Origin of the sequence: Bacillus sp. JJ1127, assembly GCF_036965845.1 — a bacterium.
GTDB lineage: Bacteria > Bacillota > Bacilli > Bacillales > Bacillaceae_G > Bacillus_A.
In genome coordinates, this window is record NZ_JBALQK010000124.1 from 1 (window position 1) to 14943 (window position 14943).

General features: G+C 33.4%; 9 protein-coding genes and 2 pseudogenes. 3 read left to right on the forward strand and 8 right to left on the reverse strand.

Annotated elements, in window-relative coordinates:
* Window positions 1–433 precede the first annotated feature (433 nt).
* Entirely contained in the window at window positions 434–1546 is a 1113-nt protein-coding gene (locus tag V7183_RS13035; RefSeq protein ID WP_335359795.1) for an RNA-guided endonuclease TnpB family protein, read from the reverse strand.
* Between the two features lie 11 nt (window positions 1547–1557).
* Window positions 1558–1956 carry an IS200/IS605 family transposase gene (gene tnpA, locus V7183_RS13040; protein ID WP_335359796.1) on the reverse strand — a complete coding sequence of 133 codons (399 nt, stop codon included), beginning with the start codon at window positions 1954–1956 and terminating at the stop codon, window positions 1558–1560.
* A 329-nt stretch (window positions 1957–2285) separates the two neighbouring features.
* On the opposite strand from tnpA, the pseudogene V7183_RS13045 reads away from it, so the two are divergent.
* Both V7183_RS13045 and V7183_RS13050 read left to right on the forward strand, forming a co-directional pair.
* Window positions 2286–2445, forward strand: a pseudogene (locus V7183_RS13045) (IS30 family transposase); the annotation flags it as partial.
* Window positions 2446–2587: 142 nt separating this feature from the next.
* Window positions 2588–4279 carry a methyl-accepting chemotaxis protein gene (locus tag V7183_RS13050; protein WP_335359797.1) on the forward strand — a complete coding sequence of 564 codons (1692 nt, stop codon included), beginning with the start codon at window positions 2588–2590 and terminating at the stop codon, window positions 4277–4279.
* A gap of 673 nt (window positions 4280–4952) precedes the next feature.
* Here the strand turns inward: V7183_RS13050 and V7183_RS13055 are convergent.
* From V7183_RS13055 to V7183_RS13075, 5 genes and pseudogenes are all read right to left on the reverse strand, one after another.
* A complete protein-coding gene (locus V7183_RS13055) occupies window positions 4953–6236 on the reverse strand; it encodes a hypothetical protein (RefSeq protein WP_335359798.1) in 1284 nt (427 codons plus the stop codon).
* A 414-nt stretch (window positions 6237–6650) separates the two neighbouring features.
* Window positions 6651–7479 (reverse strand): annotated as a pseudogene (locus V7183_RS13060) (phospholipase C).
* Window positions 7480–7526: 47 nt separating this feature from the next.
* Window positions 7527–8294 (reverse strand): hypothetical protein, encoded by a 768-nt coding sequence (locus V7183_RS13065; protein WP_335359808.1) that lies wholly within the window; start codon window positions 8292–8294, stop codon window positions 7527–7529.
* A 551-nt stretch (window positions 8295–8845) separates the two neighbouring features.
* Window positions 8846–9904, reverse strand: coding sequence for a sensor histidine kinase (locus tag V7183_RS13070; RefSeq protein WP_335359799.1), 1059 nt, complete (start codon window positions 9902–9904; stop codon window positions 8846–8848).
* Window positions 9901–10614 carry a response regulator transcription factor gene (locus tag V7183_RS13075; protein ID WP_335359800.1) on the reverse strand — a complete coding sequence of 238 codons (714 nt, stop codon included), beginning with the start codon at window positions 10612–10614 and terminating at the stop codon, window positions 9901–9903. The genes V7183_RS13070 and V7183_RS13075 overlap by 4 nt, the downstream gene beginning before the upstream one ends.
* Before the next feature lie 360 nt (window positions 10615–10974).
* Here V7183_RS13075 and V7183_RS13080 point away from each other — a divergent pair, with 360 nt between their 5' ends.
* Window positions 10975–11562 carry a recombinase family protein gene (locus V7183_RS13080; RefSeq protein ID WP_335359801.1) on the forward strand — a complete coding sequence of 196 codons (588 nt, stop codon included), beginning with the start codon at window positions 10975–10977 and terminating at the stop codon, window positions 11560–11562.
* Window positions 11563–12312: 750 nt separating this feature from the next.
* Here the strand turns inward: V7183_RS13080 and V7183_RS13085 are convergent.
* Window positions 12313–14559 (reverse strand): cell wall-binding protein, encoded by a 2247-nt coding sequence (locus V7183_RS13085; RefSeq protein ID WP_438825170.1) that lies wholly within the window; start codon window positions 14557–14559, stop codon window positions 12313–12315.
* Window positions 14560–14943 lie beyond the last annotated feature (384 nt).

Here is a 14943-nt window from a genome sequence, read left to right on the forward strand (position 1 = left end):
ATTCCTACTAGGACACTCATTATTAATAATATTACTACTACTCCAATAAATATGTAGAGTATTAGAGCAAATATAAAATGTAATTTTAAAGGTAAAACAACATATTTATATATTACTTCTCCAACTAAACACCCACATAAAACAAAAGGATGGAGTTAGTATAGTCATATGGACACAACTTAGTTAAGTCCTTACAATGGATTTCAAGGAGGAAGTGTCCGTATGACAAATAAGAAATTTAATGAAGAGTTTAAAAAAATGATTGTTGAATTATATCATTTAGGACAACCTGGGAACTACCCACCACTTAGTAGCTCTTACGAGCTTACTTGAAGTGGGGGCTTCTCGGTTAGTCGTTACTTTTGATAGCTAACGAATTAGTCCTAAGACAACCGAGCTAACTCCCTTGTTCCAAAGGTTATTTTGTTGCTATCTATGCTAACGCTAATAGGCGTATTGCTTCATTTTTGATATTGATGGCTGAGTTATAATCTCTATCAAGATTTACACCGCATACACAAGAATATACTCGTTCAGACAATGACATATCTTTCATATTTCCACAACTGCTACATGTTTTTGTGGAAGGAAACCATTTGTTTATTTTCACAAGTTGTTTTCCTTGTTCGTTTAGTTTATAAGCTAAAAAAGAAGTGAACATACCCCAACCATTGTCAGCGACACTTTTTCCAAAATTAAGTGTTTTCGACATTCCTTTCATGTTTAGGTCTTCAATAGCTACAACATCACAATTAGTAGCTAACTCTTTAGACTTATGATGAAGGAAGTTCTTGCGTTGGTTAGCTACTTTCTCATGTAATTTTGCTACACGAACGCGTTGCTTGTTCCAACGCTCAGAACCTTTAGTACGTCTTGATAATACTCGTTGCGCCTTTGCTAATTGATCTAACATTTCACGATAGAACTTAGGATAATTGGCTTTCTCATCCTCAGAACTAACGTATAATCCATCCATCGCAAAGTCTAATCCAACAACTGTTTCTACTTCTTTTTGTACAATCTCTTTTTCGTATTCAGTCAAGATGGACACATAGTATTTACCAGTAGGTGTCATAGAAATCGTACATGACTTGATAATATGGTCTTGCGGTATTTCTCTATGTTGTTTGATACGTACAATTTTCAGTTTTGGCAATTTGATATGACCGTTAAGCAACATAATATTTCCATTTACTACATTCGTTGTATAAGACTTTCTGTCTTTTCTACTTTTGAATGTTGGGAAGTCATTTTGACCACTAAAGAAATTCTTATAGGCTGTTTGCAAGTTTAGTTGAGCATTTGCCAACGCTAATGAATCAACTTCTTTCAACCACTCAAATTCAGCTTTATATTTCGCGGGAGTTGGAAGCTTTTGTTTCTTTAGTTGTTCCTTATCACCTTTGCATTTTTCATACGCTTCTTTCCGTTCAGCTAACATTCTGTTATACACGAAACGTACACAACCGAAGGTTTTACGTATAAGAAATGCTTGTTCTTCTGTTGGATACAAACGAAATTTATATGCTTTATTGTGCTTTGTCATACCATTTCACCTCACTTTTCACCTTGATTTTCAATATACTTCTTTACTACGTCTATTGGCGAACCATCCGTAGTCAGTAAGCAAAAACTTCTTGACCAAAACATTTCTTTCCAAAGTTTCTTTTTCACTTGTGGAAAGTCCCTCTTGATTAGTCGAGAGCTTGCACTCTTATAAGCATTGATAAACTTTGTCATTTCTGTATTAGGATGTGCCTTGAACAAAAGATGAACATGGTCTACATCATGATTCCATTCAACTAATGTGATGTTATAGTTTTCAGATAATCGCACAAACATGTCTTTCGCATAGTCTGACATATCATCATCAAACACATTTCTTCTGTATTTTACGACCAACACAAGATGATAATACAACAAGAATACTGAATGGTTATTACTATCTAATTTCATTGATATACCAACCTTTATACTTTATAATACTGATTTTATCAGAAGCAAAATAAAAAGCAAAACCTTTTGGCTTCGCCAAACCGAAATTCATCTCCCACCTACCGTTGGGCTACGCCCTTCACACGCTTGAGGAAGGAGAATTCTTTCGGATAAATCGTTAAATTTTGAAAATGCTATGATAAAATATCCTTATTTTGGTATTTAATCTAAAACAATTGTACTTTCTATTAAGTAAAAGCATTACTATTTATGTATATTTCTGCATTATAAATTTTTTTCATTTTGAGGGATAATGGGTTCCTTAGCTTGATGGGCATGTAAGGTGACCCCTATTACGTGAGTTTTATCCAAAAAAAAACAGATTTGAGCCTTGTTTCACAAAAACAATTGAATCAGGTACTGCTTCTTATTAATCAAAGACCAAGAAAGTGTTTAGGTTGGAAAACCGCCCACGAAGCGTTTCAGGAGGAACTGTCGCACTTAGATTGACAAACTGTCTTTTTTATAAATAATATTTTCCCCTTACTTTCCATACTACAGTCTGCTATAATTTTTAATATCAGGTAATAATATCAAATCATAATATTAATTAATCTTAATGTATTGATATTAAAAGGAGGATTTTATACTTATGAAATACGTAAGCATTCGCAAAAAAATGATGTTTATGGTAGGTACAATTTGTGCCTTATTTGGCATCGCATTAGCTTTTATTCTTTTCTTTGCCAACCTTGAAAATAACATAGCTGTAACATTACAAAATGATGTTTCACCCAAAACAACGCTTTTAATAGAACGCAATCAAGCATATCAAGTGCAACTTTCAGCTTTTCGAGGTTATCTATTACAACGTGATCCTGCCGAATTAGATAAGTTTTACGAACTAGATAAACAATTAGAAGATACAAAAGGACAACTATTAAACGACCCAAGTATTTCACAAGATATCAAAAACACAATCGAGTTAGGAGAACAGTGGCGTCATTTTATTACCGAAAAAGTAATTCCTCTTACTAAAGAAGGAAAATGGGACGAAGCAATACAACTTACCGCTGAACAAAACAAAACTGTTTATAAAGTAGCCCGTGATTTCACCAAATCTAGCAATGACGAAAATACGAAGTGTGATCAGCTTATCAAACAAGTAAAAGACTCATCCTCACTCGTTAAATCTATTGTTCTTATTTCTCTTATTCTTTGTACAATTATTGGCATTATAGTAGCCTGGTGGTTCTCTGGTAAACTTGTGAAACCAATTCGAGAGATTGATACAAAGCTAAAAGAACTCGCTTCTCAAGACGGCGATTTAACAGCACGATTAGATGTAAAAAGTAATGACGAAATTGGTGCTATTGCTGCTTCCTTTAATCAAATGCTAGAAAACCTACAATATATTATGGGGCAAGTGAAGAAAACATCGTTAAATGTACACAATGCTTCTGACAACATACTAAAAGAAACAAACATCTCTATGTGTGCAACCACTACTATCCAAACAACAATGTCCGAATTAGAACATAATATTCAATCACAAGTTTCCAGTATCGAAGAAAGTTCTACTGCAATGGATGATATGGCAGTTAGTGTACAGCGTATTGCCCAATCTGCTTCTGCCGTTGCTGAACTGACTGTAACGACTTCCGACCGTGCAAATGAAGGTAGTCAAGTAATCGAAAAATCAATTACACAGATGTCAACAATTCATGACGCAGTAAATGCTACATCTCAAGTCGTCGAACGTCTAATCACTCATACGAAACATATTGATACATCTGTCCAATCTATCTCTAATATTGCAGAGCAAACAAATCTTCTTGCATTAAATGCTTCTATTGAAGCAGCGCGAGCTGGAGAGCAAGGAAAAGGATTCACCGTTGTTGCGAATGAAGTACGACAGCTTGCAGAACAATCGAAAGCTACCGCAACAGGTATTAACCAATTACTTCATCATATTCAGGCTGATACAAAAACTGCAAATACAATGATGGAACAAGGTCAAGCAGAAGCTGCTCAAGGCATTACAGTAATTCGCGAAGCCGGTTCTTCCTTCATAACCATTGTCGAACAAATTAATGAGGTATCTTCACAAATGCAGGAGGTCTCAGCCACTGCAGAAGAGATGGCTGCAAGTGCAGAAGAAATGAACGCTTCTCTTAATAATATCGCTTCGATCTCCAATGAAGTAGCAGCAGAAATAACACAAACGGCAAACTCTGCTGGAGAGCAAGTAAACATAATGAAGGGCATGTCTGTTAAATCTGAGGAAATGAAACACGTTGTAGAAGAACTCGACACACTTGTTTCCCGTTTTAAAACAGAGTAGTAACAAAAGCATTCCTTGTTATGAGGAATGCTTTTCACCCTGTTAAAAAAAGATTATGTCAAAGAAAATGCCAAATTGACGGTTTAACTTTAATTACTTTCGATTTATAATCCATCTTTTTATATTCAAGTATAACATTATAAAGATTAGAAGACTCCATAATCCCACATCCTTAACGTGCCTTTATATGGTTAATTTGTTGGTGGTATTCTAAATATAATGTTCGCCAATACTTGTCGCATGATTTAGTTCCATTGCTACACAGTCCTCTCTTCAAGAAGGAATAATTTACCCCTTAACGTAGGAAAATCGGCTTTTTATCTTCCAAAAAATGTCTTAGTGTGGGTTTTATGTCATTTGGTTGGCGGGACCCCATCGCTATCAAGCTAAGAAATACAAATACCCCAAAACAAGAAACTTGACATCTTCATTTGAAAATGTACAATTTTTTTGTTTTGAGGTGTTATAAAATTCTTAAGTTGATGGGCATGTATGATGACCCCTAACAATATGTTTTTAAATTTATTTAGACAAAAGGAATGGAACTACAAGGGGCACTTAATTTTGATATAAAAACAAATATGAAGAGCATGTTTTGAGTAATCTTTTTTCAAAACATGCTCTCAGTTTTATTGTTTTAAAGGAGCTTGGGGGAAACTCGTTTTGATTAATTTTATTTTTCTAATACATCTGAGCGAACTAATTTTAAATCATCTGTTTTAATTGCACCTGTTGAAGTAGATGACGGTTTAACTGTCGTAGCTGTATCCCAATAATGACCACCTTGCCAGAACTGTGCAAAAGGTGAATTGATTGTTTTATTTGCAACTCCAGCAACTGCAGAACCTGGTTTTAAGCTATATTCAGCAGTAACTTGGTATAATGCAGCTGTAATTGTTCGATCCGAATCGTTAGTAAGGCTAAATTTACGTGATACTGTTTGTTCTTCACTTAATGAGATGCTTGTACCAAATGTACTTTGGAACTCATAACTTGCTCCCACTTCAAAAATATCTTCAATACCAAAACCAGCATTTACACCTACAGTGTGAGCAAATGATTGTGATTGTTCCTTCGTCATACCTGTTTTGATGTCAAATGTTACTTCATATCCAGTGTTTTTAGCAGGAATGGATGCTGAACCACCAGGAACTTTCTTCAGATATTTCTTCTCAGTTAATACAGCATCTTTTAGTGGGTTAAATGGTGTTTTCGCTGAATAACCAATTGTTACAGCTTTCTCAGCGCCCCAATTATTGTCTCCCCAAATCACTTGGATTCCAAGTTCATCTAAGCTTTTCTTTCCGAATTCCTCTAGAATGGCTCTTTTTAAGCCACCTTCACCTTCAAAAAATTCAGGGTTAAAATAGTCATTTTCAGCATCATTTTTTTCGTAATATTTAGATTTTAATATTTTTTGCACATCAGGATCATTTGGATCTTGCGAATAACGAGTGTTAAAAAGGTTTTCTAATGTTTCCAGAACAAGTCCTTTTACAAAAGCTTCTCCATAGGTACTTCCAAAATATTCTTCGATTTGAGATTGGCTATACCCCATGAATTGTAAATCGTAATAAAATCTAGGTGGTGGATCCATATGTTTTAGCTCTTTATTTCTCCAATTTCCAATGATTTTATTGTCATTTTTATAAAAATAATCTAAATAAACATATTGAAGCGGTTTTGCTTCCTTGATGTGTGGTGGTGTAACAGATGGGAAATTCGCTTTGATAATATTATTATTGATATAATTTGCATCAAATTCTTGATTTACACTAGAATTTTCTTCTGATACCTGTCCATCTTTAAGATTTAATGATGGATTTTCTTTTTCAATAGAAGTAACTGCGCTAGCAGCTGAAGATACTGTACTTGCTTCTGCCTTTAAAGAAAAGGCTGGACTTGCTAAAACAGCAAATGCTAATGCTGCTGGAATTAATTTTTTCTTATAATTCATAGATTTCTTCCTTTCTTTCATCACTTCTATAAAATTATAAAAAGCGAAATTATACCGTACATTGCTTATACTTTTTACTTCACATTAAAATAGAATCATTTTCGATATATTCATCTTATTATATAAATCTTTCAATTTACTTTCATAAATGTTACAAAAGTCTTTCATTGATTTGAAAAGCTTGGAAATTTCTAAAATACACTTATCAAACTAAAATTATAGTATTTACTCTCAGGGTGACCCTTGAACCCAATAGTCGTTTCCATTTTACTTTATCTCGCTATTTACGGTTAGTAAGACTTCCACATGAAGATTCAGAGAGAGAGATAAAAAAGATAGGTGGGGAAGGCCCCCCACCATTGGAAGTTTCACTTTATAACATACATAACTTTTGCCATGTATAAGTGTATTTTGTTATTTATTATTCACGTACGTATCAAACCATAAATGGATATATCCTGCTGTAATACGCTGTGCTTCTATTAAACGTTTTCCTGTTACCGGTGTTACTTCCGCACGCCATTTATCAGCAGAGTCTTGTGATACAGCTGCTTTTAGGAACCAATTTTTCGTATTATTATTAACAATTGATGGGAAATCAGCCTTTGCTGCTGATGCTGATGCATGAACCCAATCTTCTGGATTTACACTTTGACAATTCCAATAGCCATTTCCATCCGTTACTCTATAATTGTCTTTCACTGTATCAACGAAATTTTCATATTTTGGGTGGAAGCCAAATGGATGCGAAATGTTAGTAAAGTTTGCTGCATGCATTGGTTGGTTGACATCGCCTAAATAATGAAGTGATAATCCTAAATAGAAGAATGCATTTTTCAGATCTTTATTTTGAAGCTTCACCAGCTAGTTTAAAATATTTCGCTCCTGTTTGCTTTGCTTGTTTAGCAAATGGAATATACGTTTTTCCTGAATCAGGATCATAGAAGTGCGAAGCAAATGTAGAATTATCATAGTATGGGTTTTCATAATCCGCAGAGTAAATACCTTTCTCTAGATCCGTACGCCATTCATTTAATAGAGCTGTCGTATTTTGGGACATAATATCAATGGCTCTGTTGACAATCCATAAATGAGAACTTACACCTTCATTATGTATAGATTCTGCTGACCACTTTAGAGCAATTGGTGGATCTTAGTGGCAATTTTCATGTGCAAATGCCACACTTTGGATAGGAGCTGTTAAAGCAATTACAGAAGCTATAGCTAAAATTTTTCTTTTCATAAATATTCCTCCATTTGATGTATAGTTAGATAGATTTAATAGATGCTTTATGGTAAAGGTACTAATTCATAGCCAGCGTAGTCTTCAGGCGCAGATCTTCCCCACAATTTATCTTGATTTGCAAATGGTTGCTCTGAAGTCTCTAGCTGGAAAGTTGTTATAACTCCATAACTAGATTGCTGTGGATCTGCATTATACCAGTCAGTAGGTCTACCAAGTTTATCTCTAAGATAATCCGTTTTACCTGTAACTAAATCTATTTCCTTCGAATTTTTTTTCTTAACTGTTAAAGTGCTTCTTGATTGGTCACTAAAATAGATCCAGCTTCGATTGCCTGCATTTACATATTTTTTGGTTCCTCCTGCATCAGCATTTGGTCCTCCAATCCACATTGACATTGTAATTGGAGTATCATTTCTTATATATCCATCACTCTCTACTCCAGCCGGCACTTCAAAATTGATAGGTGTACCATAATACTCATTACCTTTTGTATCCGTATGCTTTTCAGCAGCACCATAATAAGACGAGTTTTTATATTGAATTACATAATGCCAACCCGCAAACTTCTCATAAGTTATTCCAAGTCTATTCTGACCTACAGGTGCTACTCGTTTTTCAAAAGGAATACCTGTCACCCACAAATATTTGTCTACTAGTATGTAATCTTTATTTGTGGTAATTGGATCACCATAAATATCAAGTATACGATCGTCCTCAGCTGCATAAGCAGAATTTGTAGGAAAAACAGTAACGATCAAACTAAACATTAATGCTAAGAATGTAAGTATAGGTAGTTTTCTTTTCATAAACATGTCTGCATCCCTTCTTATTTTTACTATTGGTTTTATCATCTGCGCGCATCATCTACTAGTAGACCAACCTCATCCTATCTAGCAAATCTTTCATTTTCCTTTCATAAATGTTACAAAAGTCTTTCAAAGGTCTGACTTCCTTTCTGATGAAACGAATAAACAAAAAGGAAAACATGCATGTTCATTAGCTTCATAGATCGTTCATTCAATAATTTAGATAAAAATATGTAATTTTGCATATTAAAATTTATTGATTTATTTGTAAGCGCTTACTATAATAAAAGCATAAAGATGTACCACATCTAAACACCAAGAAAGAGGAGGAAATATTATGGAAATCGCAATGGCAGTTTTAAAATTTGTAGGTGGATTACTTCCATTCGTTCAAGAACTTTTAAAAGCATTTATGTAAGTTCATTATTCAGCAATTATTTATAAAAATTATCATACAAATGATCTGTATCTCAAAGATGAATTGATGTGCAGATCATTTGTGTGAGCAAGCTTTAACAAAAAAGAATCCCTAAAAATTAGGGATTCTTTTTCTCTATCTATTTCTTTTCTGATATGACGGGAAGAGTAAACCAAAATTCACATCCTTGTTTTCCATCTGGACGGTCCCGAACACCAATTTCTCCTTTATGCATTTCCACTAGTGATTTTGCAATAGCGAGTCCAAGTCCAGATCCTCCAGATTGTGAACTTCTTGATGGATCTGTTTTGAAAAAGCGTTCAAATATTCGTAATTGTTCATCGTAGGAAATCCCATTCCCCTCATCACGCAAAGTGAATATAATTTGCTGTTTCTGTTTATTTTCCTCTACAATTAACTCAATTGTGCCACATGTAGGAGAATGACGAATCGCATTATGTAACAAATTATTGATCACTCGGGCTATTTTACATGGCATAATCCAAAGTTTTGGTAATGTATCCGAAACACGTAATTGCAGATCAATCTCTTTGTCTTTCAATAAGATAGCATGTGAATCTATTACTTTTAATAGAATACTATCTACATGTATTAAACTTGGATGAAATGCTTCTTGTCCAAGTTCTAACTTAGACAGTTCAAATAAATCATTAATTAATCCATTTAATCGTTGTATTTCGTTTAGAATTGTCGTTAGATACTGTTTTTTCATATCAGCATCTGCAATTAAGCCATCCTGTAACGCTTCTATCATCAATTGTATGCTAGCAAGAGGAGTTCGTAAGTCATGTGAAATATTCGCAATCAGCTCAGTACGTTCTTTTTCTCCTTTTTCTAACTTAGTAAAGCTTTCTTCTAATTTTTTTGCCATTTCTTGAAAAGATGTGGATAATTCTTTAAACTCTTCCGGTTCTTTCCCTATTATGTACATCGTTTCAAAATGTCTATCACTAAATTGTTTGGTTAATGCAATTAAATTCTGAATCGATCTCATAATAGGACGTGTCATTAACCAGTAAATAATCGTTGAAATAATGAGTGCTACAATCACGATTCCTATAAATAACCGTGTCTGTTCTGGTCTAAGTAACATTTGTCTTTCGCTATACCAGATAGAGATTAACATAATACCCGTACTTAATAAATTCATCAACAACAATTGATAACGTAACTTCATATTTCATTTCCTCCATCTGGCTCAAAGCGATAACCTATGCCCCAAACTGTATGAATCCAACGATTCTTTGTTGTATGTTTATCTAATTTCTCACGTAGGCGACTTACTAAAACTGTTACTGTATTTGTGCACCCTCCATATTCAAAATCCCAAATTTGTTCAAGAAGTTGGGATCTTGAAAATACTTGTCTTGGATGTTTTACCATTATATGAAGTACCTCAAACTCTTTCACTGTTAACTCAATTTCATGCCCACAAACAAATACACGTCTTTTTGTTGGGTCAATCTCTAAATCTTGGAATCTTATTATTTCTGATACTGGTTCTTGTATTTGTATTGTTGCTTGATTGCCCCTTCGTAATAAAATTTGTACCCTTAATACTAATTCACGAGGCGAAAACGGTTTTGTTACATAATCATCCGCGCCTATTGTTAATCCCAAAATTCGATCTCTTTCCTCTTGCCTAGCAGTCAAAATAATAATAGGAACATTAGAGTGTTGGCGAATTTCCTCACATAATTCCCATCCATCTTTTTTCGGCATCATCAAATCTAAAACAATGAGATCTGGTTGATATTGCTGAAATAAATTCCAACCTTCTTCTCCGTTTTCAGCGGTGTATACTTCATATCCTTCCCTTTCTAAGTACCGTTTGCATATTTCACGGATATTATCTTCATCTTCTATAATTGCAATTCTTGTTGTCATACATAAAATCTCCTCTGTTCCTTTATCAAAAATAAAAGAAATCTTTTTTGATTTACTTATAATATTGTAAAATGTTTTTTTCTAATTGCTAGTATTTTTATTTTACTAACGATTCATATGAAATTTATATTCGTAAGTTTATCTTAGTTTAAATATCTTGCATATTTCTTTCGAAAATGTAACAAAACTCTTTCAAAGGTTCTGTTGCAAAAATTAACATATATGCAACACTTGCCTTGGGCTTGATTTTTATAGCGTTACGACGTTGCATATATTACGTTGCAAATTAATCCCCAAAAATGATACGATATTTGTAGCAAAATAGAAAAACAGACTTATGCAACGTTAGGAGAGCAAAAAATGCACTACGCATATATTCGAGTATCTACTCCACAACAAGATTATACATTTCAGAAAAAAGAAATTCTTACATATTGTGAAACTAACAAAATTGAGTTGTTAGAAGAAAGTATTTTTGAAGAAAAGCAAAGTGGAAAAAATATGGAGAGAGAACAATTCCAAGTTCTTATGCAGCAACTACATCCAGGGGATACACTTATTGTTTATAAATTAGATCGTTTAGGAAGAAATCTTTCTGATATGATTCGGACTCATGAAAAGTTGATCAAAAATGATATTGGTGTTATTGCTATTAATGATAACATTGATACTCGGAAGAAAGATGACATGACTACTAAAGTAATGGTTACAATCTTATCTTTATTCGCTGATATTGAGCGAAACTATATATTGGAGCGAACACAGGCTGGTCGTATGAAGTATGTAGAAAATGGAGGGAAACTGGGGAGAACTCCTAAAATCAATAAGTCTAAAACTGATTTGATACTCGAGTTACTTGATCAGGGAAAAACGAAACAGGAGATTGCTAATTTTTTAAATGTTGACAGAACTACTATTTATCGTACATTAAAACGAAATGGTTATTAGGCAATTTATTGATGACGAGTACCATCTATTCTTTTATAGAATATATCTATTTCTAAAAAATTTGCATTCTTGCTTAAAGATTTTATCACAACGAAAGGAGCTAAATTATATCTTAGCTCCTCTTATTTGAAAATTATTTAATTATAAGGGCTACGATGCCTAAAATGAAAAGTAAAACAAATATTTTAACAACAAAATATTTAAGAATGTTATCTAATAAACCTTATAAACTTATAGTTTTAATTCAATCTATAGAAATCTTGCAACAAAAATACAATCGTGATGATCACCATTAAACCATTCACTGTAAGAGCTATTACAATCGATAATTCAGTAGTAGGTAATAACATGATACATAGTGAAACAATAGATGCAATAAAAGGAACAACTTTTCTTGTTCTTGTTATACAATATTTTTCGCTTTTTTTTAGTTGTGGCATAATTCTACCGATGATTAACAATAAAGGAGTGGTAGCTAAGATCCCTAACCATCCAAAAGCACTTTCGATAAACCAAGGTAAAAATGGCATGGCTGAAGAAAATATAAATAAGTTCAGTACTAACAGAAATAATTGTATGAGAGATTATCTTATGTGTATTTGTTGCATTTTGTTACACCTCAGAGAAATGAATAAAACTAAAATGGGTCATACAATCGGCATAAGCTGCATAATATGACCCACTCGCTCTTTATAAGAGATAAGGCTATTAGAAATCCGTTATTCTATTCAATTTTATTATATACTTTTCTTAGATATTAGTAACAATTCCCTCGTTGTTAGTTTCAATGTACCTCTGACCAAAACTATGATTATTAATATAACCCTTGAAGTTTTGGTAAAGTACACCATCAGGACTAAAGGCGTAGCTATTTCCTTCACGATTAAATATTCCATTTTTTGCTATTTGACCGCGTTCATGAGCTGAATCACTACTTGTTTCGAAGTAATATAATTTGCCATTGATTTCGTAGAAACCTGTTACCATTTCACCTTTATTGTTAAAATAGAATGTTTTACCATTCATGTCAACAAAGCCTGTCAGTAGAGCTTGTCCCTCGTGATTAAAGTAATATGTTTTCCCATCAATGTTTTCATGAGTATCGAAAGTAGAGAATGCTCCATTTTGGAAATAGTATTTTTTACCATCTGTTTCCTTCCAACCAGAATAGTATCCTCCTTCTTCTAAACTGTAATATATCAATGTAGGATGAGGTGCATCAATTTTAGAGACCCCAATTTTTCTAGGAGAACCACCCTTTTCAAAGAATAGCCCTTTCCCCTCAAAAATAGCAACCACTACGTCATCTAGAGATTCTCCATTGAGTTTAGAAGCTTTCTCAAGTACGCCTTTATCAGAAAATTGAAGAATAACATTTTGATCTTCTAGACGTATTTCCTTTTTATTGGCATTGTAATTTTGGAAGTAATAAATTTTCCCATCGATTTCTTGTAGACCTTTTTCAATAACCGCTCCAGAAGCATCAGAATAGTGTAGACCATGATGGTCTTCCGTCCATGTTGATTGTTTTACAGAACCGTCATTATTAAACTGATAATATTTTCCATCAATCTCAGTTCCATTTGTTGTGGTTAAAAGGAATGACTCTGGATTAAAGTAATATTTCTTACCATTAAATTCCTGCCAACCTTTCAATAAGAATCCATCGGAACCTGCATAATAATGATCAGAACCTAGGTTTACCCAACTGTTCTTTATCACATTTCCAGAAGAATCTTTTGCAGTCCATTTAGTAGAATCCTTTTCATCAACTACTATTTGTATTCCGTCATACTTCTGTTTCTCATTTTCTTTACCCGGATACCACTCTCTTAGCCAATTATGAATTTCACTGTTGGTTTTTCCAGTGAAACGAATTTCAGATTTGAAACTCCAATCCGTCCCGAATTGAGAAATATACTGATTACCAGCCAAACTTACTCCATTTTTGTTATTCAAACGGAATTGAAATTCACCCTGACCAGAATTCTCAATCTGAACAAGTTCAAACAATTCATTATCACCAATTGAATCAGAGTACTGAAGATTATTTCCTTCTTTTCCTGAAAGGTATTGTGAACCTTTTTTTACAAACACTTTATTCGACCCTTTTTTATAAGGAATAATTTTATAATTTTCACCACCATTTAATGTAATAAATGGTAATGCAATAGGTGTATCTAGACTCAATTTCGTATCTGCAAATAAATTTCCTTCTCGGGCCTTAAAATCCGCAAGCGCTTTAGGGTCATTCGTAACATAATTAGAAAGAACTTCTTTGTCTACCGGCTGTGAAGTAATTGTTGCAAGTTTTCGTTTTTCTTCTGGTAGTTTACTGAAAAGGTCTTCGTATTCATAACGAATATCACGCACACCAGAACTAAGAAAATAACCTGGGAATTCTTTTCGTTCAAATCTATCTGCTAAAACATTTTTACCACCGCTATTGTCGCTTTTTAGATAATAGGTTTTAAAATTCGTAAGTGAAACACCCGTATTTCCTTCATCTAATTGTTTTTGTGAAATATACAAAACATCATGTTTAGATAATTCTGGTTCATCAGGAGTTAAGTCTACTATTGTACCAGCATCTCTAATACGAATTTGTTCCCCATGTTTGATTGTTTTATATTCAACTTTCCCATTTGCATAAGCAATTTTAACCTTTTTGCTGAAATCTTTATTTTTATAGTAATCAAATGCACTAATACCAAATTCACCTTTTTGAAAAGTAGGAGCTTTATAAGCAACGTTTTCAAGACGAGCGGCATAACTGTTTTTTACATCTATTTCTTCTAACCATTGCCCAAATGGCTCTGCAAGAAACGCGTCATAGATTTTTCCAAATGTTGTAACAATAGTTCCAAACGTATCAACGTCTGCTTTTACCTTATTTTCCGTTAATGGACTTGCTAATGGGCTAGCGCTGAATAAAATCCCCATTGCAATTCCTACTGGAAGGACTTTCGGGATCCTTTTTTTGTACTTTTTAGTCATAATGTCATTCCTCACTCTGTATTTGTGTTTTTTCCTACTTATTAAACTGAATGTAATGTTCGGAAGTTCATCATAATCTAAATATCTTTCAAAAGACTTTCGTAAATGTTACAAAAGTCTTTCATGCAATTACAAAAAAAAGATTTTTGGTGAGTCTCTTAATATCGTAAATTATTAAACTCTACTATATATAAGATACAGCCTATACATCATTCATTTTATTGGCTTGCGATATTGTTCATTTAAAAAGATTTGTAATCCAGATCTCGTTCTATATAAATCCACTTTAATTTTTTAACATATAAGTCGCTGCTATCTAGCAATACAGCATGATTTGCACATGCTTGCTCCCTTTATTTTAAACCTCGCATGTGGCAGGAAAAG